The 24,465-nt window shown below is 55.9% G+C and carries 22 protein-coding genes, 2 rRNA genes and 1 riboswitch; of the genes, 21 read left to right on the top strand and 3 right to left on the bottom strand.

What is annotated here, in order from left to right; genetic code table 11:
* Both ETC02_RS09820 and rrf read left to right on the top strand, forming a co-directional pair.
* Nucleotides 1-133: ribosomal RNA gene (locus ETC02_RS09820) — 23S ribosomal RNA — on the top strand; the annotation flags it as partial.
* A 105-nt stretch (nt 134-238) separates the two neighbouring features.
* Nucleotides 239-355: ribosomal RNA gene (gene rrf, locus ETC02_RS09825) — 5S ribosomal RNA — on the top strand.
* A 240-nt stretch (nt 356-595) separates the two neighbouring features.
* Here rrf and ETC02_RS09830 read toward each other — a convergent pair.
* Nucleotides 596-1,039, bottom strand: a complete 444-nt coding sequence (locus tag ETC02_RS09830; protein ID WP_050368117.1) for an Hsp20/alpha crystallin family protein — start codon at nt 1,037-1,039, stop codon at nt 596-598.
* 147 nt (nt 1,040-1,186) lie between these two features.
* Nucleotides 1,187-1,288: riboswitch (purine riboswitch) on the top strand.
* Nucleotides 1,289-1,398: 110 nt separating this feature from the next.
* Between ETC02_RS09830 and purE the strand changes: the two genes are divergently transcribed.
* From purE to purD, 12 genes are all read left to right on the top strand, one after another.
* Nucleotides 1,399-1,887, top strand: coding sequence for a 5-(carboxyamino)imidazole ribonucleotide mutase (purE, locus tag ETC02_RS09835; RefSeq protein ID WP_033009939.1), 489 nt, complete (start codon nt 1,399-1,401; stop codon nt 1,885-1,887).
* Nucleotides 1,871-3,028, top strand: coding sequence for a 5-(carboxyamino)imidazole ribonucleotide synthase (gene purK, locus ETC02_RS09840; protein ID WP_050368118.1), 1,158 nt, complete (start codon nt 1,871-1,873; stop codon nt 3,026-3,028). The genes purE and purK overlap by 17 nt, the downstream gene beginning before the upstream one ends.
* Nucleotides 3,025-4,320, top strand: coding sequence for an adenylosuccinate lyase (gene purB, locus ETC02_RS09845; RefSeq protein ID WP_033009942.1), 1,296 nt, complete (start codon nt 3,025-3,027; stop codon nt 4,318-4,320). Before purK ends, purB begins: the two co-directional genes overlap by 4 nt.
* Nucleotides 4,321-4,395: 75 nt before the next feature.
* Nucleotides 4,396-5,124, top strand: a complete 729-nt coding sequence (gene purC / locus ETC02_RS09850) for a phosphoribosylaminoimidazolesuccinocarboxamide synthase (RefSeq protein WP_050368119.1) — start codon at nt 4,396-4,398, stop codon at nt 5,122-5,124.
* Nucleotides 5,112-5,366: a phosphoribosylformylglycinamidine synthase subunit PurS gene (gene purS, locus ETC02_RS09855; protein ID WP_025948703.1), complete on the top strand. Its 255-nt coding sequence runs from the start codon at nt 5,112-5,114 to the stop codon at nt 5,364-5,366. Before purC ends, purS begins: the two co-directional genes overlap by 13 nt.
* Complete coding sequence (purQ, locus tag ETC02_RS09860) at nt 5,363-6,049, top strand: phosphoribosylformylglycinamidine synthase subunit PurQ (RefSeq protein WP_033016682.1); 687 nt, start codon at nt 5,363-5,365, stop codon at nt 6,047-6,049. Before purS ends, purQ begins: the two co-directional genes overlap by 4 nt.
* A complete protein-coding gene (purL, locus tag ETC02_RS09865) occupies nt 6,033-8,261 on the top strand; it encodes a phosphoribosylformylglycinamidine synthase subunit PurL (protein ID WP_050368120.1) in 2,229 nt (742 codons plus the stop codon). Before purQ ends, purL begins: the two co-directional genes overlap by 17 nt.
* Nucleotides 8,237-9,649, top strand: coding sequence for an amidophosphoribosyltransferase (gene purF / locus ETC02_RS09870; RefSeq protein ID WP_033009946.1), 1,413 nt, complete (start codon nt 8,237-8,239; stop codon nt 9,647-9,649). Before purL ends, purF begins: the two co-directional genes overlap by 25 nt.
* Before the next feature lie 65 nt (nt 9,650-9,714).
* Nucleotides 9,715-10,755 (top strand): phosphoribosylformylglycinamidine cyclo-ligase, encoded by a 1,041-nt coding sequence (purM, locus tag ETC02_RS09875; protein WP_050368121.1) that lies wholly within the window; start codon nt 9,715-9,717, stop codon nt 10,753-10,755.
* Nucleotides 10,752-11,384: a phosphoribosylglycinamide formyltransferase gene (purN, locus tag ETC02_RS09880; RefSeq protein ID WP_049624731.1), complete on the top strand. Its 633-nt coding sequence runs from the start codon at nt 10,752-10,754 to the stop codon at nt 11,382-11,384. Before purM ends, purN begins: the two co-directional genes overlap by 4 nt.
* Nucleotides 11,347-12,885, top strand: coding sequence for a bifunctional phosphoribosylaminoimidazolecarboxamide formyltransferase/IMP cyclohydrolase (gene purH, locus ETC02_RS09885; RefSeq protein ID WP_044744031.1), 1,539 nt, complete (start codon nt 11,347-11,349; stop codon nt 12,883-12,885). Before purN ends, purH begins: the two co-directional genes overlap by 38 nt.
* 26 nt (nt 12,886-12,911) lie before the next feature.
* The gene (gene purD / locus ETC02_RS09890) at nt 12,912-14,204 is read left to right on the top strand and encodes a phosphoribosylamine--glycine ligase (RefSeq protein WP_050368122.1); all 1,293 of its coding nucleotides are present in this window, start codon (nt 12,912-12,914) and stop codon (nt 14,202-14,204) included.
* Here the strand turns inward: purD and ETC02_RS18375 are convergent.
* Together ETC02_RS18375 and ETC02_RS09895 are read right to left on the bottom strand one after the other, a co-directional pair.
* Nucleotides 14,158-14,262 (bottom strand): EYxxD motif small membrane protein, encoded by a 105-nt coding sequence (locus tag ETC02_RS18375; protein ID WP_325048220.1) that lies wholly within the window; start codon nt 14,260-14,262, stop codon nt 14,158-14,160. The genes purD and ETC02_RS18375 overlap by 47 nt on opposite strands.
* A gap of 294 nt (nt 14,263-14,556) precedes the next feature.
* Nucleotides 14,557-14,802, bottom strand: a complete 246-nt coding sequence (locus ETC02_RS09895; RefSeq protein ID WP_033009953.1) for a YgaP family membrane protein — start codon at nt 14,800-14,802, stop codon at nt 14,557-14,559.
* 94 nt (nt 14,803-14,896) lie between these two features.
* Here ETC02_RS09895 and ETC02_RS09900 point away from each other — a divergent pair, with 94 nt between their 5' ends.
* The 7 genes from ETC02_RS09900 to ETC02_RS09930 all read left to right on the top strand — a co-directional run bounded on the left by ETC02_RS09900 (nt 14,897) and on the right by ETC02_RS09930 (nt 24,373).
* On the top strand, nt 14,897-16,642 hold the full coding sequence (locus ETC02_RS09900) for an adenine deaminase C-terminal domain-containing protein (RefSeq protein WP_050368123.1): 1,746 nt from the start codon (nt 14,897-14,899) through the stop codon (nt 16,640-16,642).
* Nucleotides 16,643-16,669: 27 nt separating this feature from the next.
* Nucleotides 16,670-17,686: a DUF3048 domain-containing protein gene (locus ETC02_RS09905; RefSeq protein ID WP_050368124.1), complete on the top strand. Its 1,017-nt coding sequence runs from the start codon at nt 16,670-16,672 to the stop codon at nt 17,684-17,686.
* A gap of 102 nt (nt 17,687-17,788) precedes the next feature.
* Nucleotides 17,789-18,115, top strand: a complete 327-nt coding sequence (locus ETC02_RS09910; RefSeq protein WP_050368125.1) for a YerC/YecD family TrpR-related protein — start codon at nt 17,789-17,791, stop codon at nt 18,113-18,115.
* A gap of 99 nt (nt 18,116-18,214) precedes the next feature.
* The gene (gene pcrB, locus ETC02_RS09915; RefSeq protein WP_033009957.1) at nt 18,215-18,916 is read left to right on the top strand and encodes a heptaprenylglyceryl phosphate synthase; all 702 of its coding nucleotides are present in this window, start codon (nt 18,215-18,217) and stop codon (nt 18,914-18,916) included.
* 28 nt (nt 18,917-18,944) lie between these two features.
* Nucleotides 18,945-21,119 (top strand): DNA helicase PcrA, encoded by a 2,175-nt coding sequence (pcrA, locus tag ETC02_RS09920; RefSeq protein ID WP_044744023.1) that lies wholly within the window; start codon nt 18,945-18,947, stop codon nt 21,117-21,119.
* 21 nt (nt 21,120-21,140) lie between these two features.
* A complete protein-coding gene (gene ligA / locus ETC02_RS09925; RefSeq protein WP_033016671.1) occupies nt 21,141-23,153 on the top strand; it encodes an NAD-dependent DNA ligase LigA in 2,013 nt (670 codons plus the stop codon).
* A complete protein-coding gene (locus tag ETC02_RS09930) occupies nt 23,150-24,373 on the top strand; it encodes a CamS family sex pheromone protein (protein WP_050368126.1) in 1,224 nt (407 codons plus the stop codon). Before ligA ends, ETC02_RS09930 begins: the two co-directional genes overlap by 4 nt.
* Nucleotides 24,374-24,465 lie beyond the last annotated feature (92 nt).

Raw genomic sequence — 24,465 nt, forward strand, 5'->3', positions numbered from 1 at the left:
CCCCCTCAAGATGAGATTTCCCACCGCGTCAGGCGGGTAAGATCCCTCGAAGATGACGAGGTCGATAGGTCCGAGGTGGAAGCGTGGCGACACGTGGAGCTGACGGATACTAATCGATCGAGGGCTTGACCTATAAGCGGCTTCTTCCGACGGTTATCTAGTTTTGAAGGAATGACTTTCCTTCTTGACAACATTTATTTTTTAAGTATAATAAATGATGTCGAAACTGAATCGCTTGCCTAGTGGTGATAGCGGAGGGGAAACACCCGTTCCCATCCCGAACACGGAAGTTAAGCCCTCCAGCGCCGATGGTAGTTGGGGCCAGCGCCCCTGCAAGAGTAGGTCGCTGCTAGGCAGGCAAAAATGAGGGAGCTGTTTGGTTCTCTCATTTTTTTGCCTATTTCAAATGAGTCATTTTGAATGACGCCATTTTTAATCCTCTCCCCCAAAATGTAAAGCGTGATCATCGTTTCCTAGACCCCCTTTTTCATAAAAGCGATAGGAAACGGAAACTCCCGAAAGGGTGTCCTGCACGCCATGGGACACCCTCTTTTTTTATATGCGGCGGTTGACGGTCTGCTGCCTATTGGGACGATCATTCCCCTTTTTTAATCATAATTTTCTTTTTGGGTTCTTCGGGAATGAGGCGATGCAAGTGAATGAAGAGCAGGCCATGATGGTATGTCGCTTCAATGCGGTCCTCTTTGACCGGGAATGGCAGTGGAACGGTTTTTTCAAACCGGCCTTGGAAAATGCCTTCTTCTACTAATTCAAACCCTTTAAAGTTGAGATTGACTGTCGCCTTCACTTCCAGCGTTTTGTATGATACATACACTTCCGCGTCCTCGATTTTTTTCAGTCCGGGAAGGCTAATGACGATGAGCAGTTCGTTGTCTTTCTTGTATAGGTTCATGCCGGATGATGATTTGTTTGCCGACGGCAGCAACGGCTGAATGCTCCCCCAAAAATCGGTTTGGAAAAACTGCTGCCAATGCTTTGTCCAATCGGAAAACGGTGTGAACGGGTTTTGATCAGCCATGGCGTTTCCCTCCTCTGCTCCTTCATCATATGCCGCCCCGTCTGTTTGGTGATTGATAAAATACGAACATTTCCTTTTCAAAAATATTAAATGTTCGATTTTGCCTTGACACTTTGTTTCAAAACTTGTTAATATAAAAGTAGCTTCATAGTGTATCGCAATGTCCCTCATATAATTTTGGGAATATGGCCCAAAAGTCTCTACCCAATCACCGTAAATGATTGGACTATGAGGGAAAGGATCGGTTTTGGCTTTTTTTCGATCAGCAACTGTCAAAGCCCAGAACGATGCTTTCCCTCGCTTATAAGAGGGAATGTATGTTCTGGGCTTTATTGTTTTGCATTAAAGGGGTGGAACGTATGAGCCCGATCGTCGGGGTTGTGATGGGAAGCCATTCGGATTGGGAAACGATGCGGCATGCTTGCGCTGTTCTTGAGGAATTGGGGATTCCGTTTGAGAAAAAAGTCGTGTCGGCGCATCGGACGCCGGATGAGATGTTTCGGTATGCAGAAACGGCGGAGGAGAGGGGCATTAAAGTCATTATTGCTGGGGCCGGCGGTGCGGCTCATTTGCCGGGGATGATTGCGGCGAAAACGACGCTGCCGGTGATTGGGGTTCCTGTGCAGTCGAAGGCGTTGAACGGTTTGGATTCATTATTGTCGATCGTGCAAATGCCGGGTGGGGTGCCGGTGGCGACGGTGGCGATCGGCAAGGCGGGGGCGACGAACGCCGGGTTGCTCGCGGTGTCGATCGTTGGACTGTTTGAGCCGCGCTATATGGAGGCGCTCAAAGCGCGGCGGGAAGCGATTCGAAAACAAGTCGTGGAAAGCAGTGATCAGCTTGGCTAAGCGGTGGATTGTTCCCGGACAGACGATCGGCATTATCGGTGGGGGGCAGCTCGGGCGGATGATGGCTTTGGCGGCGCGTGAGATGGGGTTTCGCATCGCCGTGCTGGATCCGACGTCTGATTCCCCGTGCGGGCAAGTGGCCGATGTGGAAATCACCGCGCCGTACCATGATTTGGATGCGATAGCTGAACTGGCGCGCGTGAGCGATGTCATTACGTACGAATTTGAAAATATCGATGCGCAGGCGCTTGAGTGGCTGGAGGCAAACGCCTATGTCCCGCAAGGAAGCCGGCTGCTGGCGGTGACGCAAGACCGGGCGCTGGAGAAAGCGGCGATTGTCGAAGCCGGGTTGCCGGTGGCGCCGTATAGGGAAGTGGACGGATGGGATGAGTTGGAACAGGCCGTTGCCATGACCGGCTTTCCGTGCGTCTTGAAAACGCGGCGCGGCGGTTATGACGGCAAAGGGCAATATGTGCTGCGCGGCGAAGGCGATCTAGCCAAAGCGGCTGATTTGCTTGGACTTGGCCCATGCATTTTGGAAGGCTGGGTGCCGTTTGTGAAAGAAATGTCGGTCATTGTCGCCCGCAACCTCGATGGTGAGACGGCTGTTTTTCCAGTGGCGGAAAATATTCATGTCGAGAACATTTTGCATCAAACGATCGTTCCGGCCCGAATTCCGGAAAGCGTGCAAGAGCGGGCCATTCGCTACGCGGAAGTGTTGGCCGCATCGTTTTCGCTCGTTGGGACGCTGGCCGTTGAAATGTTTTTGACGGCGGACGGGGATATTTATATTAATGAGTTGGCCCCTAGACCGCACAACTCGGGTCATTATACAATCAATGCATGTGCGACGTCGCAGTTCGCCCAGCACATCCGCGCCGTCTGCAACTGGCCGCTCGGCTCGACGGAGTTGTTGAAGCCGGCGGTGATGGTCAATATTTTAGGCGAGCACGTCGAGCCGGTCATTCGGCATATCGGTGCGTTCGACGGGGGGACCTACGTCCATCTGTACGGCAAACACGAAGCGAAGCCGAAGCGGAAAATGGGGCATGTGACGGTGCTGGCAGACGATGTTGAGGAAGCGCTGAGGCGAATCGAGTCGTGGCAAATTTGGCAAGATCGGAGGCTGGAACGAAGATGATTGAACGCTACACGAGACCGGAAATGGGAGCCATTTGGACGGAGGAAAACCGCTTTAAGGCGTGGCTTGAGGTGGAGTTGCTTGCCTGCGAAGCGTGGGCCGAACTTGGCGTCATTCCGAAAGAGGACGTCCGCCGCTTGCGGGAAAACGCGTCGTTTGACATCCGCCGCATTAAGGAAATCGAAGAAGAAACGCGCCATGATGTCGTAGCGTTTACGCGGGCGGTTTCGGAGACCCTCGGCGAGGAACGGAAATGGGTGCATTATGGTCTCACGTCGACCGATGTCGTCGATACGGCGCTCGGCTACTTGTTAAAGCAGGCGAACGCGATTTTGCGGCGCGATTTGGAAAACTTCATTCAAGTATTGAAAGAGAAAGCGCGCGAACATAAATATACGGTCATGATGGGGCGCACGCACGGCGTCCATGCCGAACCGACGACGTTCGGGCTGAAGCTGGCGCTTTGGTATGCCGAAATGCTCCGGAATTTGGAGCGGTTTGAACAAGCAGCTAAGATGGTGGAAGTCGGGAAAATTTCCGGAGCGGTCGGCACGTATGCCAACATTGACCCGTTTGTCGAGCAATATGTGTGCGAGAAGCTCGGACTGACGCCAGCGCCGATTTCGACGCAGACGCTGCAGCGCGACCGCCACGCTTACTATATGGCGACGCTCGCGCTCATCGCGACATCGATTGAAAAGTTCGCCGTTGAGATTCGCGGCCTGCAAAAAAGCGAGGTTCGTGAAGTCGAGGAGTTTTTCGCGAAAGGGCAAAAAGGCTCATCAGCGATGCCGCATAAACGCAATCCGATCGGTTCGGAAAATATGACCGGCATGGCGCGCGTCATTCGCGGCTATATGGTGACAGCGTATGAAAATGTGCCGCTTTGGCATGAACGCGACATTTCCCATTCGTCGGCTGAGCGCATCATTTTGCCGGATGCGACGATCGCGTTGAACTATATGCTGAATCGGTTCGCGAACATTGTGAAAAACTTGTTGGTCTACCCGGAAAATATGAAGAAAAATATGGAGCGCACGTTCGGGCTCATTTACTCGCAACGCGTGTTGCTCGCTTTGATTGACAAAGGGATGACGCGCGAGGAAGCGTACGATTTGGTGCAGCCGAAAGCGATGGAAGCGTGGGAGCGACAAGTGCCGTTCCGCTCGCTGCTTGAGGCGGATGAGCGGATTACAAGCCGGCTTACCAAAGAGGAACTCGATGATTGCTTTGACTACCGCCATCATTTGAAACACGTCGATACGATTTTTGCCCGCTTAGGATTGGATTGAGCAGAAAACGGCTGGCTTTGGGCCGGCTGTCCGAGCGGAAAATTTTCAATCTTCTGGATAACGGAGGCGTTCATCATGCCGACAAAACAACAGCTGCTGTACGAAGGGAAAGCGAAAAAGATTTACGCGACCGATGCGCCGGGCGTGCTTTGGGTCGAGTACAAAGACAGCGCGACCGCATTTAACGGCGGGAAAAAGGCGACGATCGCCGGCAAGGGGCGGCTCAATAACGAGATTTCCAGCTTGTTGTTTTTGAAGCTGCGCGAAGCCGGCATCGCCAATCATTTTCTTGAAAAGCTGTCGCCGACCGAGCAGCTCGTCCAACAGGTGACGATCATTCCGCTTGAGGTGGTCGTGCGCAATGTTGTAGCGGGCAGCTTAGCGAAACGCATCGGCTTGGCGGAGGGAACGCCGCTTGAGGCGCCGCTTGTCGAGTTTTACTACAAAAACGATGATCTTGGCGACCCGCTGCTCGTGGAAGACCATATTGCGATTTTAAAACTTGCCAGCCGCGAGGAGATTGACCAGTTGAAACGCGAAGCGCTCAAGGTGAACGACGTGCTGGGCGCCCATTTTGCGGAACGAAAGGTGAGATTAATTGATTTTAAGCTGGAGTTCGGCCGCACGGCGGACGGGTCGATTGTTTTAGCCGACGAGATTTCGCCCGATACGTGCCGGCTGTGGGACGCTGACACGAACGAGAAGCTCGATAAAGACGTGTTTCGCCGCGATCTCGGCAGCTTGACGGAGGCGTATGAAGTCATTTTACAACGGTTAGGGGGAGAATCGGCATGTACAAGGTAAAAGTATATGTGACGCTGCGCGAAAGTGTGTTGGATCCGCAAGGGACCGCGGTGAAAGGGGCGCTGCACAGCTTGTCATATACGGAAGTGAAAGATGTACGAATCGGGAAGTTCATGGAGCTTGTGATGGAAGAGAGCGGCCGCGACATCAACGAGCTCGTTCGCGAGATGTGCGAAAAGCTGCTCGCCAATCCGGTGATTGAAGATTACCGCTATGAAATTGAGGAGGCCGTCGCCCGATGAAGTTTGCCGTCGTTGTATTTCCGGGATCGAATTGCGACGTCGACATGTATCATGCGATCGCCGATGAGCTTGGCGAGGAAGTCGAGTACGTCTGGCATGATGAGGACAACTTGGACCGGTTTGACGCCGTTTTGCTTCCGGGCGGATTTTCGTACGGCGATTACTTGCGTTCCGGAGCGATCGCCCGCTTTTCGAAAGTAATGGCTGCCGTCAAACAGGCGGCTGATGCCGGAAAACCGGTGCTTGGCGTGTGCAACGGGTTTCAAATTTTGCTTGAAGCCGGCTTGCTTCCTGGGGCGATGCGCCGCAATCAAGGGTTGAAGTTCATCTGCCGGCCGGTGCAGCTTGTGGTGGAAAACAATGGGACGATGTTTACATCCGCCTACGAAAAAGGGGAAGTCATTACGATTCCGATCGCCCATGGCGAAGGGAATTATTATTGCGATGAACAGACGCTCGAGCGCTTAGTGGAAAACAAGCAAATCGTGTTCCGCTACCACGGGGAAAACCCGAACGGCAGCCTCATGGATATTGCCGGCATCGTCAATGAGCGGGGCAATGTGCTTGGCATGATGCCGCATCCGGAGCGGGCGGTCGACGCCTTGCTCGGCAGCGCGGACGGGCTGAAACTATTTCGATCGATCGTCAACTATTGGAGGGAGACGCATGTCGTTACTGCTTGAGCCGAGCGCGGCGATGATCAAAGAACAACAATTGTACCGCGAGATGGGATTGACGGATGACGAATTTGCGCGCATTGAGGCGATTTTAGGAAGGCTGCCGAACTACACGGAAACCGGCATTTTTTCGGTAATGTGGTCGGAGCACTGCAGCTATAAAAACTCGAAGCCGGTGCTGAAAAAATTCCCGACCGACGGCCCGCACGTGCTGCAGGGGCCGGGCGAAGGCGCCGGGATCGTCGACATCGGCGACGGGTTGGCGGTGGCGTTTAAAATCGAAAGCCACAATCACCCGTCGGCGATCGAGCCGTATCAAGGGGCGGCGACCGGGGTCGGCGGCATCATCCGCGACGTCTTTTCGATGGGGGCGCGGCCGATCGCGCTGCTCAATTCACTTCGGTTTGGCGAACTGACGTCGCCGCGCGTCAAATATTTGTTCGAGCAGGTCGTCGCCGGCATTGCCGGGTACGGCAACTGCGTCGGCATCCCGACGGTCGGCGGTGAAGTGCAGTTTGATCCGTCGTATGAAGGGAATCCGCTTGTCAACGCCATGTGCGTCGGGATCATCCGCCATGAGGATATTCAGCGCGGCATTGCGACGGGAGTCGGCAACACGGTCATGTACGTCGGGGCGAAAACGGGCCGCGACGGCATCCACGGGGCGACGTTTGCATCGGAAGAGTTGAGCGAACAGTCGGAAGCAAAGCGCCCGGCCGTGCAAGTCGGCGACCCGTTTATGGAAAAACTGCTGCTGGAGGCGTGTTTGGAAGCAGTCAAGTCGGATGCGTTAGTCGGCATTCAAGATATGGGGGCGGCAGGGCTCACGAGTTCATCCGCCGAAATGGCAAGCAAAGGCGGATTTGGCATTGAAATGAATTTGGATCTCGTCCCGCAGCGCGAGACCGGCATGACGCCGTATGAAATGATGCTGTCTGAATCGCAGGAGCGGATGCTGCTTGTCGTCAAGCAAGGGCGGGAAGACGAAATCGCTGCGATTTTTGCCAAGTATGGGTTGGAAGCAAAAGCGATCGGCAAAGTGACCGATGACAAAATGCTTCGTCTCTGGTTCCGCGGCGAGGTGGCGGCGGAAATTCCGGTGGACGCGCTGGCGAAAGACGCGCCGGTTTACCATAAGCCGTCGAAAGAGCCGGTTTACTACCGCGAATTTCAAGCGATGCCGCCGTATATTCCGCACATCGAAGACTACAACCAAACATTGCTCGGGCTTCTCGCCCAGCCGACGATTGCGAGCAAAGAATGGGTGTACGACCAATATGACTACATGGTGCGGACGAATACGGTCGTCGCCCCCGGATCGGACGCGGCCGTCGTGCGCATCCGTGGCACGAACAAGGCGCTTGCGCTCACCACGGATTGCAATTCGCGCTACTTGTACTTGGATCCGGAAGTGGGCGGGAAAATCGCCGTCGCCGAGGCGGCGCGCAACGTCGTTTGTTCGGGGGCGAAGCCGCTCGCGATTACGGACTGCCTTAACTTTGGCAGCCCGGAAAAGCCGGAGATTTTCTGGCAGCTCGAAAAAGCGGTCGACGGGATGAGCGAGGCGTGCCGGGCGCTCGGGACGCCGGTGGTGAGCGGCAACGTCTCGCTGTACAATGAAACGAACGGTGTGGCCGTCTACCCGACACCGGTCGTCGGCATGGTCGGGCTCATTGAGGACCTTTCGCATATTACCACCCAGCTATTTAAGCAAGTGGGCGACCTCATTTACGTGATCGGCGAGGCGAAGCCGGAGTTTGGCGGCAGCGAGCTGCAAAAATGGCTGGAAGGCCGCATTTTCGGAAAAGCACCGGAGATTGACTTAGAGGTGGAGGCAAGACGCCAGCGCCAGCTGCTGGCGGCGATCCGCGCTGGGGTCGTGGCGTCGGCGCATGATGTGGCGGAAGGTGGGTTGGCGGTCGCGTTGGCGGAGTGCCTGATGGGGGCTTTAGGGCTTGGCGCCAAGGTGACGGTCGGTGGCGACCTCGTCAGTGAACTGTTCGGCGAAACGCAATCGCGCTTTGTTGTTTCAGTGAAAAAAGAACATCAGGAAGCGTTTGAACAGCTCGTGGAAGCGAAGCGAATCGGCGAAGTGACAGGCGACGGCATCTTGACAGTGAACGGGGAACAGGGGGAAACGGTCATCCGCCTTTCGGTTGACGAGATGCGAAACGTCTGGAAAGGGGCTATTCCATGCTTGCTGAAATCAAAGGATTGAACGAGGAGTGCGGCATTTTCGGCATTTGGGGGCATGAAGACGCCGCCCGGCTCACATATTACGGGCTTCACAGCCTGCAACACCGTGGGCAGGAAGGGGCCGGCATCGTGGCGGCGCATAACGGGAGCTTATCCGGTCATAAAGGGCTGGGGCTGGTGACGGACGTGTTTCAAAGCGGCACGCTCGATGCACTCAAAGGGGCGGCGGCCATCGGTCATGTCCGCTATTCGACGGCGGGCGGGGGCGGCTATGAAAACGTGCAGCCGCTCTTGTTCCGCTCGCAAACCGGATCGATGGCGCTCGCCCATAACGGCAACTTGACGAACGCCATCGAGTTGAAGCTCGCGCTTGAAGGACAAGGAAGCATTTTTCAGACGACATCGGATACGGAAGTGTTCGCCCATCTCATCCGCCGCAGCCAAGCGCCGACGTTTGTCGGGCAAATGAAAGAGGCGCTCAGCCAGATCGAAGGGGCGTTTGCGTTTTTGCTGCTGACGGAAGAAGCGCTCTATGTGGCGCTTGACCCGCACGGCTTCCGGCCGCTGTCGCTCGGTCGGCTCGGCTCGGCGTATGTCGTGGCGTCGGAAACGTGCGCGTTCGACGTCATCGGCGCCACATACGAGCGGGAAGTGGCGCCTGGGGAATTGCTCATCATCAGTCATGAAGGGGTGCGTTCGGAACGGTTTGCTCCTAGGCAGCCGCGGTCGATTTGCAGCATGGAATACATTTACTTCGCCCGCCCGGACAGCCATGTCGACGGCATCAACGTCCATACGGCCCGCAAAAACTTAGGGAAACGGCTGGCGCTTGAGGCGCCGGCAGAGGCCGACATCGTCACCGGCGTGCCGGACTCGAGCATTTCGGTCGCCATCGGCTATGCGGAAGCGAGCGGCATCCCCTATGAATTAGGGCTCATCAAAAACCGTTACGTCGGCCGGACGTTCATCCAGCCGTCACAAGCGCTTCGTGAGCAAGGCGTGAAAATGAAGCTGTCACCGGTGCGCGGGGTTGTGGCCGGCAAGCGGGTCGTGATGGTCGACGATTCGATCGTGCGCGGGACGACAAGCCGGCGCATCGTCACGATGCTCCGTGAAGCGGGGGCCGTGGAAGTGCATGTGCGCATCAGCGCCCCGCCGATCACCCATCCTTGTTTTTACGGCATTGATACGTCATCAAGGGAAGAATTGATCGCGGCGAAATATTCGGTCGAAGAGATTCGCCGCTTGATCGGTGCGGATTCACTGGCGTTTCTCAGCCAGGAAGGGATGCTTGAGGCGATCGGGCGCCCGGACGTCTCGCCAGAGCGCGGGCAATGTTTGGCATGTTTCACTGGCCAATACCCAACCCGCATCGGCCGGGCTGTCCGACCGTGCTTGACGGTGAAATAACATCGCGATGGAGAACGCGATTCGGTGTGAAGTTGGCTGCATGGCGGCCAAAGGGAGGATGGAATGTGGCAAACGCATATAAAGAAGCAGGGGTTGACATTGAGGCGGGTTACCAAGCGGTCGCTCTCATGAAACAGCACGTACAAAAAACGATGCGCCCGGAAGTGCTGGGTGGGATCGGCGGCTTTGGCGGTTTGTTCGATATATCGGCGCTTGGCTATCGCCAGCCGGTGCTTGTCTCCGGCACGGATGGCGTCGGCACGAAGCTGAAAGTGGCGTTTTTGCTTGACCGACATGATACAATCGGCATCGACTGCGTCGCGATGTGTGTCAACGATATTCTTGTCCAAGGAGCGGAACCGCTCTTTTTCCTTGACTATATCGCCTGCGGCAAGGCGGTGCCGGAAAAAATCGCCGCCATCGTCAAAGGAGTGGCCGACGGCTGCGTCGAAGCCGGCTGCGCCTTGATCGGCGGGGAAACGGCGGAAATGCCGGGAATGTATGAGGAAAATGAGTATGATTTGGCAGGGTTTGCGGTCGGCATTGCGGAAAAAGAACGATTGGTGACCGGGCAAACGATTCAAGCGGGCGATGTGCTGATCGGACTGCCTTCAAGCGGTCTCCACAGCAACGGCTACTCGCTCGTGCGCCGCATCGTGTTTGACCAAGCGAAGTTGGACGTTGACCGCATTTACGAGCCGCTTGCGGTTCCGCTCGGCGAGGAGTTATTGAAGCCGACACGCATTTATGCGAAACCGTTGCGTTCTTTGCTGCAGACGTTTACGATCAAAGGGATGGCTCATATTACCGGCGGCGGATTTATCGAAAACATTCCGCGCATGCTGCCTTCCGGGCTGGGTGCGCGCATTGAGCGCGGCTCATGGCCGGGGCTGCCGATTTTTGATTTGTTGCGCCAAAACGGCGGGCTTGAGGAAGAAGAGATGTTTTCCGTCTTTAATATGGGCATCGGCCTTGTGATGGCGGTCAGCCCGGAGGCGGCGGACTCGGTTGTCGATGCGCTGGCCCAGCAAGGGGAGGCCGCATACATGATCGGCGAAGTCGTCGAAGGGGAAGGCGTGTCGTTTGCCGGAGGGAACGGCGCATGAAACGGTTGGCGATCTTTGCGTCCGGGAGCGGCACGAACTTTCAAGCGATCGTCGACGCAGCCAAGCGCGGTGAGGTGCCCGCGGAAGTAGCGCTTTTGGTGTGCGACCGCCCGGGGGCGAAAGTCATTGAACGGGCGGCGCGTGAAAACGTGCCGGCGTTCGTGTTTTCGCCGAAAGAGTATCCATCGAAGGCGGCGTTTGAAAGCGAAATTTTGCGCGAGCTGAAGGAGCGGCGCATCGACTGGATTGCGCTCGCCGGCTATATGCGTTTGATCGGGCCGACGTTGCTTTCCGTCTATGAAGGGAAAATCGTCAACATTCATCCGTCGCTGCTGCCGGCGTTTCCGGGCAAAGATGCGATCGGCCAAGCGTATCGGGCGGGCGTTTTGGAAACAGGCGTCACCGTCCATTATGTTGATGAAGGGATGGACACCGGGCCGGTCATCGCCCAGTGCGCCGTCCCGATCGTGCCCGGTGAGCCGATCGAGGTGCTTGAGGCGCGCATCCATCAAGTTGAACATGAGCTGTATCCAGCGGTGTTGCGCATGCTGCTAGGGGAGAAGGAACAACAGGAAGAAAGGATCGAGAATGATGGCAGTGAAACGAGCATTGATCAGCGTGTCCAATAAAGAAGGGATCATTCCGTTTGCAAAGCAGTTGGCGGAACTTGGCGTCGACATCATTTCGACCGGCGGGACGAAACGGGCGCTTGAAGAGGCCGGCGTTCCGGTCATTTCGATCTCCGATGTCACCGGGTTTCCGGAAATTTTGGACGGGCGCGTCAAAACGCTGCATCCAGCCATCCATGGCGGCATTTTGGCGGTGCGCAGCGATGAGCGCCACCAAGCGGCGCTTAAAGAGCACGGCATCCGCCCGATCGATTTGGTCGTCGTCAACTTGTACCCGTTCCAGCAAACGATCGCCAAACCGGACGTGACGCTGGCCGAGGCGATTGAAAACATCGATATCGGCGGCCCGACGATGGTGCGGGCGGCGGCGAAAAACTATGCCGATGTCGCGATTGTCGTTGACCCGGCCGACTATCCAATGGTGATCGAAGAGCTGAAAACAACCGGTTCGATCCAAGCAAAGACGCGGCAGCAGCTGGCGGCGAAAGCGTTCCGCCATACGGCGGCGTATGATGCGATGATCGCCGAATATTTGACCGGTCTCACCGGCGAAGAGTATCCGGAAACGCTCACCGTCACCTACACGAAAAAACAGTCGTTGCGCTATGGCGAAAATCCGCATCAATCGGCGGCGTTTTACGCCAAACCGCTCGGCGCGGCGTTCTCGATTGCCAAAGCGGCACAGCTGCACGGAAAAGAGCTGTCGTACAACAACATCAACGACGCCAATGCGGCCATCAACCTCATTCGCGAATTTCAAGAGCCAGCCGCAGCGGCGATCAAACATATGAACCCGTGCGGCGTCGGGGTCGGTGCCACGCTTCTTGAGGCATTTACGAAAGCGTACGAGGCCGATCCGGTCTCGATTTTCGGCGGCATTGTCGCCGTCAACCGGGAAGTGGACAAAGAAACAGCCGAACGGATGCACGACATCTTTTTGGAAATCGTCATCGCCCCATCGTTCAGCGACGAGGCGCTCGCCATTTTGACGAAAAAGAAAAACATCCGCTTGTTGACGCTTGATTTTGCCGCGCCGGACGTTAAGGAAAAAACGCTCGTTTCCGTCAATGGCGGCTTGCTTGTGCAAGAGGCCGATAAGTATACGCTTGAAGACGCCGAATGGAACGTCGTCACGAAACGCGAGCCGACCGAGGCGGAGCGCGAACAGCTTCGATTTGCTTGGAAGGTTGTCAAACATGTGAAATCGAATGCGATTGTACTCGCCAAAAATGGGATGACGGTCGGCGTGGGCGCCGGGCAAATGAATCGAGTCGGCGCGGCCAACATTGCCATTGAACAAGCCGGGGAACAGGCGGTTGGCGCTGTGTTGGCGTCCGATGCGTTCTTCCCAATGGACGACACGGTTGAAGCAGCAGCAAAAGCCGGCATTACCGCGATCATTCAGCCGGGCGGCTCGATTCGCGACGCCGACTCGATTCGCAAAGCGGATGAGTACGGCATGGCCATGGTGTTTACCGGTGTGCGCCATTTCAAACATTAAACGGCGGCAAAAAGGAGAGGAAGACAATGAACGTTCTGGTAGTCGGACGCGGCGGGCGCGAGCATGCCATCGCCTGGAAAGCGGCGCAAAGCCCGCTTGTGGACAAGCTGTACGCGGCGCCAGGCAACCCGGGCATCGGGGAAGTGGCGGAGCTCGTCGACATTGATGAGCTCGATATCGACGCGCTTGTGCAGTTTGCCAAGCAACGCGCAATCGGTTTGACGATCGTCGGGCCGGAAGCGCCGCTGGCTGCCGGCATCGTCGATCGGTTTCTGGCTGAGGGGCTTCGCATTTTCGGCCCAACTCAAGCGGCAGCGCTCATCGAAGGAAGCAAGGCGTTTGCGAAGGAGCTGATGAAGAAATACGGCATCCCAACGGCGGATCATGCGACCTTTGCGTCGTATGAAGAGGCGAAAGCGTACATTGAACAAAAAGGCGCGCCGATCGTCGTGAAAGCGGACGGATTGGCTGCCGGAAAAGGCGTGACCGTCGCCCAAACGGTGGAAGAAGCGCTGGCCGCCGCGAAGGCAGCGCTTGTCGATGGCCAGTTTGGCACAGCCGGCTGCCAAGTCGTGATCGAGGAGTATTTGGAAGGCGAAGAATTTTCGTTTATGGCGTTTGTCAACGGCGAGAAAGTGTATCCACTTGCCATCGCCCAAGACCATAAGCGGGCGTATGACGGGGATGAAGGTCCGAACACCGGTGGGATGGGAGCGTATTCGCCAGTGCCGCAAATCTCAGCGGAGACGGTGGAAACAGCGATGGAAACGATTTTGCGCCCGGCCGCCAAAGCGTTAGTGGCTGAAGGCCGGCCGTTTACCGGCGTGCTGTATGCTGGGCTGATCGAAACGGCAACCGGGCCGAAAGTGATCGAATTCAACGCCCGTTTTGGCGATCCCGAGGCGCAAGTCGTGCTGCCGCGGCTGAAAACCGATTTGGTTGAAGCGATCCTCGCGGTGATGGAAGGAAAAGAGTTGGCGCTTGAGTGGACGGACGAAGCGGTGCTCGGCGTCGTGCTGGCTGCCAAAGGCTACCCGGGCGCCTATGAGCGCGGAGCGGCCATTCGGGGGGTGGATCGGCTTGATTCCGATGTGCTGCTATTCCATGCCGGGACGAAGCAAGAAGACGGTGCACTGTACACGAACGGCGGCCGCGTTCTTCTGGCAGCAGCGAAAGGGAGTACACTCGTTGAGGCGAAGGAAAAAGTGTATGAACAGTTGACGCGAATCGAGAGCGACGGGCTGTTTTACCGCCGCGACATCGGCCGGCGCGCTATCGAACGCGCCTCCGCCGCATATACACGTATGAAAGAGCGATAATTCCCCCGATTAACGCGGCCAATACGAACGACATATCGGTCATATATTCCAGCAACATGGTCAATCACTCCTTTGGGTGGAAGGTGTCCCGAATCTGGGACACCTTTTTGGCGTGATAATGGAACAATTCGGGCGGGGTCGAAGCCAACTTTCCTGAGAAGTCCGGGCGGCTCAAGACGCAAGTTCCAAGTAAATGGACGACAAGGCCGAAGCCAGTTCCCCGCAAAGTGGATGCCTCCGAACTTGACGAGACGCGGTCGCAGCATCTTCGTCCGCCGGCGCAACACACGCCAGCACGACAGGAAACAGGTGCCATATGCAACCTTGTTCCAAGTTGACCGCATGATGTTCGTTACGTTGGATTGACAACGGCTTCTTTTTGTTCTTCAAGCAGCTGCTGGCGCTGCATGTTGTCAAACAAGGCCGTCAGCGGGCAAAAACGGGTAATCCCTTCACCGACTTTCATGGCCCCAAGCAAAGCGGCGAACAAGTACGATGTGCACCATGGCCGCCGGGCCAGGCGGGCGGTCGCCCACGCGACGACAGTCAAACCGAGCGTAATGCGAATGAGCGCATTCACAATGCCGATATTTGCCATTGGCTTGCCCCTCCTCATCTTTTTATTGTGAAAATCGCTTTCGTACGTTAAAATGATTATATGGAATGATTAGGAAACAAGGGACGGGGTGTCAATGGGCGAACAACGTTACCGCTGGAAAGGCAGCGAACTGCGTGAACAAGCAGCAGTGATTGAAGGCAAACAATCACCAACGAAAGTATTGGTGAATGCGACGTATTTGCACTCGTATTTTCGTGAATGGGTAAAAGGAAATATATGGATTCATGGCGACCGCATCGTGTATGCCGGAGAGCGTCTTCCCGACCGGGTCGACGAGGCATGCGAAGTCGTCGACTGCCGCGGGTATGTGCTCGTTCCCGGCTACATCGAGCCGCATGTCCATCCATTTCAATTATATAATCCCCATTCCTTTGCCCGTTATGCAGCGGCGCGCGGGACGACGACGCTAGTGAACGATAACTTGTTTTTCCTTTTGCATCTGAATGATGACGAGGCGCTTTTATTTTCGCAACAAATGAATGCGCTTCCAACTTCGATGTATTGGTGGTGCCGGTTTGATGGCCAAACGGAGCTGGAGCGCGAGGATGAGCAATTGTCCAACGTACGGATCAAACGATGGCTTGACCAGGAAACGGTCCTCCAAGGCGGCGAGCTGACATCATGGCCGAGACTCGTCAGCGGCGATGACATCGTTTTGTATTGGATGCAAGAGGCGAAACAGCGGCGTCGCAAAATCGAAGGGCATTTTCCGGGAGCGTCGGAAAAAACGCTTGTTAAAATGGCGCTGTTTGGCGTGGATGGCGACCATGAGGCCATGACGGGAAAAGAGGTGCGAACCCGTCTTTGGCACGGTTATACGGTCACGCTCCGCCATTCTTCGATTCGTCCGGACTTGCCGGTGCTGCTTGAGGAAATGAAAGCGCTCGGCATTCGGCATTACGACAAATGTTTGTTGACAACCGACGGTTCGCCGCCGTCCTTTTACGAAGGCGGGGTGATCGATTGGCTCATTCGCATCGCCATTGAGCATGGCGTTCCGGTGATCGATGCGTACGCGATGGCGACGATCAACGCCGCCCGCCATTACGGCATCGAGCATCTTCACGGCAGCATTGCCACCGGCCGCATCGCCCATATCAACTTCCTGCGTTCGGCCCACGATCCGACTCCGGTGCAAGTGCTCGCCAAAGGCGAATGGGTGAAGCGCGACGGAGAAGCGCCGATCCCATGGACGGCGCCCGCATGGGAACAGTTCGGCATCCGGCCGCTGTCGCTGTTATGGGAACTCGGGTGGGATGATTTGCAGTTTTCGATGCCGATGGGATTGCGAATGGAAAATGCCGTTATTTTAAAACCGTATTCCGTCTCGATCGACACATCGCGCGACCGGCTAGGGCATGATCATGATGAAAGCTTTTTGGTGCTGCTTGACCGGAATGGACGCTGGCACGTCAACACGATGCTCAAAGGCTTTTCATCAGCGCTCGGCGGGTTGGCGAGCTCGTACTCGAATACGGGCGATTTGGTTTTAATCGGCAAACATAAGGAAGATATGTTGCTCGCTTTCCGACGGATGAAGGAAATCGGCGGCGGCTTGGTGCTTGCCGAAAATGGCGAAATCGTATTTGAACTTCCGCTTCCGCTTGGCGGCATGATGTCCGCGCTGGAGATGGAGTCATTGATCGACAAGGAAAAAGAGTTCGTCCGTCTGTTGCGGGAGAGGGGATACCGCTTTGAAGACCCTGTGTATTCGCTGCTCTTTTTGCAGTCGACCCATTTGCCGTATGTGCGCATCACCCAGCGCGGCATTTACGATGTCATGCACAAAACGGTACTCTTTCCTTCGATAATGCGGTAAAATAAAAAAGAAAGGGTTGTGTGTCCATTGAAACATTGGCTGTTCGTCATCAGCTGCGCGGCATTGTTGTTAGGGGGCTGCACGACCAAAAGCGAGCCGAAGCAGGCTGAACCAGCCAAACCGGCTCCTCGGCAGGAGCAGCCGCCCAAGCCTCCGGCGGAGGAAAAACAAACGTTCCCGCTGACCGGGCTGCCGGCGAAAGGGGACGTTCATCAGCGGGTTGTCGGCGTGATGGTCAACAACCATCCGAAGGCGCGCCCACAGTCGGGATTAAGCAAGGCGGACATCGTGTATGAGGTGCTCGCTGAGGGGGATATCACCCGCTTTTTGGCGCTTTACCAAAGCGAACAGCCGGAACGAGTCGGGCCGGTGCGGAGTGCGCGTGATTATTATATTGATTTGAGCGAGGGCTACAATGCCATTTATGTTTGCCATGGATGGAGCCCGGAAGCGAAAGCGCGGCTCGAGCAGGGGGAAACCGATTATTTGAACGGGCTCTTTTATGACGGAACGCTGTTTAAGCGCGTTTCCTTCCGCAAGGCACCGCACAACTCGTACATTACGTTTGCCAACATTGAAAAAGGGGCGGAACAAAACGGGTATGCTTGGACGGACGATGTCGCTCCGCTGCCGTTTCGCGCGGACAAACCGAGCGGGGAAAAGGTAGGGACGGTCCGCATCGCCTATTCGCACCGCTCGTACGCCCAAGTGGAATACCGCTATGCTCCGGAACGGCATGGGTATTACCGATACAGCGGCGGCGAGCAGACGGTCGATTACGATACGCGCGACCCGGTTGTGGCGCAAAACGTGATGATCATCGCCGCCCGCCATCAAGTGATCGACAGCCATGGGCGGCGCGACGTTGACCTCACGTCCGGCGGCCAAGGCTATTTGCTGCAAAACGGCGTCATCCAGCCGATTGAATGGAAAAATGTCGACGGCCGGCTGCTGCCATACCGCGATGGGGCGCCGGTCGGGTTCGTGCCAGGCAAAACGTGGATCAATATCGTTCCGGAACTGGCGATCGTGCAATGGCGGTGACCCGAAAACGGCCGCCGGCGGGTTTTCCAAACCATAAACATAAAGAGGAGAGCGCCAACAGTCCACCAAATCGTTTTTCGCCAAAGCAAGGAGGAGACAAACATGCAAATCGACAAGCTGCGCGGCAGAGAGCTTGATCAACTGTTTAAAGCCATCTTGTCGCTGCGCGATTTGGAAGAGTGTTACCGTTTTTTCGATGATTTATGCACCGTCAACGAAATTCAGGCGCTTGCCCAACGTCTGGAAGTCGCCCGCATGTTGCGGGAAGGGTATACGTACCATAAAATTGAAATGGAAACCGGAGCGAGCACGGCGACCATTTCGCGCGTCAAACGCTGCCTCAACTATGGAAACGATGCCTATGCCATGGCGCTTGACCGCATTAAAGAGGAACAACCGCAAGAAGAGAATGAAGCGGTGACAGACTAAGCAGGTAAGGAGATTCCTTCCATTCACAAAGGAACTCCTTTTCTTTTTGCGGATTTGTTATAATGAAACAATGGAGAACGGAGTGGAAGGGGTATTGTCATGGAAGAGATTCGCGCCTGGCGCCATGTGTTTAAGCTCGACCCGAACAAACCGATCGATGATGAGCGCCTTGAGCGCCTTTGCGAGTCGGGGACAGATGCCGTCATCGTCGGCGGAACGGACGGGGTGACGCTCGATGGTGTGCTCGATTTATTGGCCCGCATCCGCCGGTTTTCGGTGCCATGCGCGCTTGAAGTCACAAATCTTGAGGCCTTGACGCCGGGGTTTGATGCGTATTTCATTCCGATCGTGTTAAACAGCCGCCATGTCGACTGGGTGGTGGGCCGCCATCATGAGGCGGTGAAACAATATGGCGAGATCATGAATTGGGATGAGATTTTTGCCGAGGGGTATTGCATTTTAAATCCGGAATGCAAGGCGGCGAAGCTCACCGAAGCCGACGCCGGCCTGAGCGAAGACGATGTGGTGGCCTACGCTCGCCTCGCTCAACATTTGTACAAGCTGCCGATCTTTTATCTTGAATATAGCGGCATATACGGCGACCCCGCCTTGGTGGAAAAAGTGAAACAGGCGCTCGGCGAGACGCAGCTGTTTTATGGCGGCGGCATCACCGCACCGGAGCAGGCGGCTGAGATGGCGCGCCGGGCGGATACTGTTGTCGTCGGCAACGCCGTTTACGAATCGTTTGAACAGGCGCTGCTGACCGTGGACGCCGTAAAGCGGGCGAATGAGGCGAAATAGAACATATGGTGTATTGGTGGTGAAAACAATGAACTTTTTATCGGAACAGCTGCTCGCCCATTTAAACAAAGAGCAACAAGAAGCCGTCAGGACGACGGAAGGCCCGCTGCTCATTATGGCGGGGGCGGGAAGCGGGAAAACGCGGGTGTTGACGCACCGCATCGCCTATTTGATGGCGGAAAAGCATGTGGCGCCGTGGAACATTTTGGCCATTACGTTTACGAACAAGGCGGCGCGCGAAATGCGGGAACGTGTGCAGTCGCTCTTAGGTGGGGCGGCGGAAGACGTCTGGATTTCGACGTTCCACTCGATGTGCGTCCGCATTTTGCGCCGCGACATTGACCGCATCGGCATCAACCGCAATTTTTCCATCCTTGATCCGACGGACCAGCTTTCGGTCATGAAAACGATTTTAAAAGAAAAAAACATAGACCCGAAAAAATTTGAGCCGCGGACGATTTTAGGCACGATCAGCGCGGCGAAAAACGAGCTGTTGCCTCCGGAGCAATTCGCGAAGCGGGCCTCGACGTATTACGAAAAAGTCGTCAGCGATGTGTATCAAGAATACCAACAGCGCCTGCTTCGCAATCATTCGCTCGATTTTGACGATTTGATCATGACGACGATCCAACTGTTTGACCGCGTGCCGGATGTGCTTCACTATTACCAATATAAGTTTCAGTACATCCATATTGATGAGTACCAGGATACGAACCGCGCTCAATATACGCTGGTCAAAAAGCTGGCGGAACGCTTTCAAAACATTTGCGCCGTCGGCGACGCCGACCAATCGATTTATCGGTGGCGCGGGGCGGACATCCAAAACATTTTGTCGTTCGAGCGCGACTATCCGAACGCAAAAGTCATTTTGCTTGAACAAAACTACCGCTCGACGAAGCGCATTTTGCAAGCGGCGAACGAAGTCATCGAGCATAACGTCAACCGGAAGCCGAAACGGCTTTGGACGGAAAACCCGGAAGGAAAGCCGATTCTTTATTATGAGGCGATGAACGAAGCGGACGAAGCGCAGTTTGTCGCTGGACGCATCCGCGAGGCGGTGGAGCGCGGCGAACGCCGCTACCGTGATTTTGCTGTCTTGTACCGGACGAACGCCCAGTCGCGTGTCATGGAGGAAATGTTGCTGAAAGCGAACATTCCGTATCAAATTGTCGGCGGCTTAAAGTTCTATGACCGGAAAGAAATTAAAGACATTCTCGCCTATTTGCGCGTCATCGCCAATCCGGACGATGATTTAAGCTTGCTTCGCATCATTAACGTGCCAAAACGCGGCATTGGCGCCTCGACGATCGACAAACTCGTCCGCTATGCGGCCGAGCATGAGCTGTCCTTGTTTGAGGCGCTCGGCGAGCTAGAGATGATCGGGCTTGGCGCCAAAGCGGCCGGGGCGCTCGCCGCGTTCCGCAGCCAGCTCGAGCAATGGACGCAGCTGCAAGAATACGTCTCCGTCACCGAACTCGTCGAAGAAGTGCTCGACAAATCGGGCTACCGCGAGATGCTCAAGGCGGAGCGGACGATTGAAGCACAAAGCCGGCTTGAGAACTTGGATGAGTTTTTGTCGGTGACGAAGCATTTTGAAAATGTGAGCGACGATAAATCGCTCATCGCCTTTTTAACCGACTTGGCGCTCATTTCCGATTTGGACGAGCTGAACGGGACGGAACAGGCCGCTGAAGGAGATGCCGTCATGTTGATGACGTTGCATGCCGCCAAAGGGCTCGAGTTTCCGGTCGTCTTTTTGATCGGCATGGAAGAAGGCATTTTCCCGCACAACCGCTCTCTCGAGGATGACGATGAGATGGAAGAAGAACGGCGGCTGGCGTACGTCGGCATCACCCGCGCGGAGGAAGAACTTGTGCTGACGAGCGCGCAAATGCGGACGCTGTTTGGCAACATCCAAATGAACCCGCCGTCGCGCTTTTTGAATGAAATTCCGGCGCATTTGCTTGAGACAGCCTCGCGCCGCCAAGCGGGCGCCTCCCGCCCGGCCGTTTCGCGCCCGCAGGCAAGCGGCGCCGTGGGATCGTGGAAAGTCGGCGATCGGGCGAACCACCGGAAATGGGGCATCGGCACCGTCGTCAGCGTCCGCGGCGGCGGCGACGACCAAGAGCTCGACATCGCCTTCCCGAGCCCGATCGGCATTAAACGGCTGCTTGCCAAATTTGCGCCGATTGAGAAAGTGTAGGAAAGGAGAACAGGTGAACGTATGGACCGCCAACAAGCCGAACGGCGCGCGGCCGAGCTGCGCGAACTGTTGAACCGCTACGGGTACGAATATTATGTGCTTGACCGCCCGTCTGTTCCAGATGCCGAGTATGACCGGTTGATGCAAGAGCTCATCGCCATTGAGGAACAATATCCGGAGCTCAAAACGAGCGATTCGCCAACCCAGCGTATCGGCGGTCCGCCCCTTGAGGCGTTTCGCAAAGTGGCGCATCGCGTTCCGATGATGAGCTTGGCGAACGCGTTTGGCGAAGGAGACTTGCGCGATTTTGACCGCCGCGTTCGTCAGGAAGTCGGGGAAGCGGCGTACGTATGCGAGCTGAAAATCGACGGCCTCGCCGTCTCGGTCCGCTATGAAGACGGCTATTTCGTCCAAGGGGCGACGCGCGGCGACGGGACGACGGGTGAAGACATTACGGAAAATTTGAAAACGATCCGCTCGCTGCCTCTCCGTCTGAAAGAACCGGTGTCGCTTGAAGCGCGCGGCGAGGCGTTTATGCCGAAAGCGTCGTTTTTGCGCTTGAATGAGGAGCGAAAAGCCCGCGGCGAGGAGCTGTTTGCCAACCCGCGCAACGCCGCGGCTGGCTCGCTCCGCCAGCTCGACCCGAAAGTGGCGGCCTCGCGTCAGCTGGATTTGTTTGTATATGGCTTAGCCGACGCCGAGGCGCTCGGCATCGCTTCACACAGCGAAGCGCTTGATTATTTGCAGGCGCTCGGGTTTAAAGTAAACCCAGAGCGACGGCGCTGTGCCAATATCGATGAGGTGATCGCCTTTGTCAGCGAGTGGCACGACAAGCGGCCGCAGCTGCCGTATGAGATTGACGGCATCGTTATTAAGGTGGACTCATTCGCTCAGCAACGGGCGCTTGGCGCGACGGCGAAAAGCCCGCGCTGGGCGATTGCCTACAAGTTCCCAGCCGAGGAAGTGGTGACGACGTTAATCGGCATTGAGGTGAACGTCGGCCGCACGGGTGTCGTCACGCCGACGGCGATTTTAGAGCCGGTGCGCGTCGCCGGCACGACAGTGCAGCGCGCCACCCTTCACAATGAAGATTTTATACGGGAAAAAGACATTCGCATCGGCGATGCGGTCATCATTAAAAAAGCGGGCGACATCATCCCGGAAGTGGTCGGCGTCGTCGTTGACCGGCGCGATGGGGATGAAACGCCGTTTGCGATGCCGACGCACTGCCCGGAATGCGAAAGCGAGCTCGTCCGTCTCGAGGGGGAAGTGGCGCTCCGCTGCTTGAACCCGAACTGCCCGGCCCAGCTGCGCGAGCGGCTCATCCATTTTGCCTCAAGGGCGGCGATGAACATCGAGGGTTTGGGCGAAAAAGTCGTCACCCAGCTGTTTAACGCCGGCCTTGTCCGCGATGTCGCCGATTTGTACTGCCTGACGAAGGAACAGCTTGTCGGGTTGGAACGGATGGGGGAAAAGTCGGCGGCCAACTTGCTTGCGGCGATTGAGGCGTCGAAGCAAAACTCGCTTGAACGGCTGCTGTTTGGCCTTGGCATTCGCTACGTCGGAGCGAAAGCCGCCCAACTTTTGGCTGAGCATTTTGAAACGATGGAGCGGCTCGAACGGGCGACGAAAGAGGAGTTGATGGCCGTCCCCGAAATCGGAGAGAAAATGGCGGATGCGATCACGGCGTTCTTCGCCCAACCCGAAGCAACTGAGCTGCTCCAGGAGCTGCGCGCTTACGGTGTCAATATGGCTTACAAAGGGCCGAAGCGGTCGGCTGAAGCGCCTGCTGACTCTGCCTTCGCCGGCAAAACGGTCGTCTTGACCGGCAAGCTCGCGTCGATGTCGCGCAATGAAGCAAAAGAACAAATTGAGCGGCTTGGCGGGCGCGTCACCGGCAGCGTCAGCCGCAGCACCGACCTTGTCATCGCCGGCGAGGATGCCGGATCGAAGCTGGAGAAAGCCCAGCAGCTTGGCATTGAGATTTGGGACGAATCACGATTTTTGCAAGAGATCAACAGGGGGAAACGATGAAACAAATCTCACTACTGCGCAGTTTCGTTGCTTGTCGTTGGACGAATCGGGCCCGAAAGCGGTTGGCCGTTGTCGGGCTCGCTTCGATTTGTTTGTTGTCTGCGTGTGCGCCGAAGTTTGACAAAGGTGAGGAAGTCGTGCAAGACAAAGGAAGCAAAGAGCAAGAAGCGGTCATCCCGAAATACAACATTTCTGATTCGTATTACCGCGTTGTCTTGCCCTTTAAGCCGTCCGGGGCGCGCGGGCGGGTCGTCAACGACGTCAACACCCGGCTTGATGTCGATGAATTTGAAACCGGGCTGATGCGCTTGGCATCTGAGCAATTTTCCCCGGATGAATATTTGTTTCAGGAAGGGCAATATTTGGACAGCGAAACGATCGGGCGCTGGCTCGCCCGCAAGCGGACGGACAGCCAGCTGAAGGCAGAGAAAATGAAACCGGAAGACAACATCGGCTTAAACCCGCCGATCAGCGACAAAGGAACGAATGAGCAAAAAAACAAACAAAGCCCGATTTACCTGGCCAGCATTTTGGAGCACGACTACTTAGTGAAAGTCGATAACGACAAGGTGAAGCTTGGCGGCGTCGCCATCGGTTTGGCGTTGAACTCCGTCCACTACTACTCAACCGAGCAAGGGTATCCACGCGAAGTGAAAATCAAAGATGACGTCATCGAACGGGAAGGGAAGCGGATCGCCGCCGAGGTGTTGAAGCGGCTGCGGAACATCAAAGGGCTCGGCAACGTGCCCATCACGATTGCCTTGTACAAACAGGCGCCGCGCTCGTCCGTGATTCCGGGCCACTTTTTCGCGGTCACCCATGTTGACGACGGAAGCGCCACGATCGATGATTGGGAAGCGGTGAACGAGGAATATTATTTATTCCCGTCCGATGAGGCGGAAAAGAACCATCGCGATGACTGGCTCAAATTCAATAATTTTAAATCAGACGTTGAAGACTTTTTCCCGAACTACACCGGCATCGTCGGCAGAGGATTGTACGTCAACGATCAGCTTCAGAAGTTAACGATCAACATTACAATGCCGTTTTACGGCAAAGCGGAAGTGATCGGCTTTACCCAATACGTGACCGGCTTGGTGATGGAAAAATTCCCGGACTACATCACCGTTAATGTCTACATCGCCTCAGCCGGCCAGCCGGAAAGCCTCATCGTGCGCCAGGCGAAAGCAGACGAGCCGTTTGTGCATATTTATCAATAAGGTCGGCATCATCGCGTTATTTGGGATACGGCGAACGGAGTGATCCGAACATTTGATTCTCCAAAAATGAAGGAAGCGGAAAGGGCTGCAGC

Origin of the sequence: Geobacillus sp. DSP4a (assembly GCF_013096875.1) — a bacterium.
In the GTDB taxonomy this organism is placed as follows: domain Bacteria; phylum Bacillota; class Bacilli; order Bacillales; family Anoxybacillaceae; genus Geobacillus; species Geobacillus thermophilus.

What these genes read in the sequence shown, in the direction of transcription:
- ETC02_RS09830 (WP_050368117.1), bottom strand. Translation starts at nt 1,039, where the DNA reads ATGGCTGATCAAAACCCGTTCACACCGTTTTCCGATTGGACAAAGCAT.
- purE (WP_033009939.1), top strand. Translation starts at nt 1,399, where the DNA reads ATGAGCCCGATCGTCGGGGTTGTGATGGGAAGCCATTCGGATTGGGAA.
- purB (WP_033009942.1), top strand. Translation starts at nt 3,025, where the DNA reads ATGATTGAACGCTACACGAGACCGGAAATGGGAGCCATTTGGACGGAG.
- purC (WP_050368119.1), top strand. Translation starts at nt 4,396, where the DNA reads ATGCCGACAAAACAACAGCTGCTGTACGAAGGGAAAGCGAAAAAGATT.
- purS (WP_025948703.1), top strand. Translation starts at nt 5,112, where the DNA reads ATGTACAAGGTAAAAGTATATGTGACGCTGCGCGAAAGTGTGTTGGAT.
- purQ (WP_033016682.1), top strand. Translation starts at nt 5,363, where the DNA reads ATGAAGTTTGCCGTCGTTGTATTTCCGGGATCGAATTGCGACGTCGAC.
- purL (WP_050368120.1), top strand. Translation starts at nt 6,033, where the DNA reads ATGTCGTTACTGCTTGAGCCGAGCGCGGCGATGATCAAAGAACAACAA.
- purF (WP_033009946.1), top strand. Translation starts at nt 8,237, where the DNA reads ATGCTTGCTGAAATCAAAGGATTGAACGAGGAGTGCGGCATTTTCGGC.
- purN (WP_049624731.1), top strand. Translation starts at nt 10,752, where the DNA reads ATGAAACGGTTGGCGATCTTTGCGTCCGGGAGCGGCACGAACTTTCAA.
- purH (WP_044744031.1), top strand. Translation starts at nt 11,347, where the DNA reads ATGGCAGTGAAACGAGCATTGATCAGCGTGTCCAATAAAGAAGGGATC.
- purD (WP_050368122.1), top strand. Translation starts at nt 12,912, where the DNA reads ATGAACGTTCTGGTAGTCGGACGCGGCGGGCGCGAGCATGCCATCGCC.
- ETC02_RS18375 (WP_325048220.1), bottom strand. Translation starts at nt 14,262, where the DNA reads ATGTTGCTGGAATATATGACCGATATGTCGTTCGTATTGGCCGCGTTA.
- ETC02_RS09895 (WP_033009953.1), bottom strand. Translation starts at nt 14,802, where the DNA reads ATGGCAAATATCGGCATTGTGAATGCGCTCATTCGCATTACGCTCGGT.
- ETC02_RS09900 (WP_050368123.1), top strand. Translation starts at nt 14,897, where the DNA reads ATGGGCGAACAACGTTACCGCTGGAAAGGCAGCGAACTGCGTGAACAA.
- ETC02_RS09910 (WP_050368125.1), top strand. Translation starts at nt 17,789, where the DNA reads ATGCAAATCGACAAGCTGCGCGGCAGAGAGCTTGATCAACTGTTTAAA.
- pcrB (WP_033009957.1), top strand. Translation starts at nt 18,215, where the DNA reads ATGGAAGAGATTCGCGCCTGGCGCCATGTGTTTAAGCTCGACCCGAAC.
- pcrA (WP_044744023.1), top strand. Translation starts at nt 18,945, where the DNA reads ATGAACTTTTTATCGGAACAGCTGCTCGCCCATTTAAACAAAGAGCAA.
- ligA (WP_033016671.1), top strand. Translation starts at nt 21,141, where the DNA reads ATGGACCGCCAACAAGCCGAACGGCGCGCGGCCGAGCTGCGCGAACTG.
- ETC02_RS09930 (WP_050368126.1), top strand. Translation starts at nt 23,150, where the DNA reads ATGAAACAAATCTCACTACTGCGCAGTTTCGTTGCTTGTCGTTGGACG.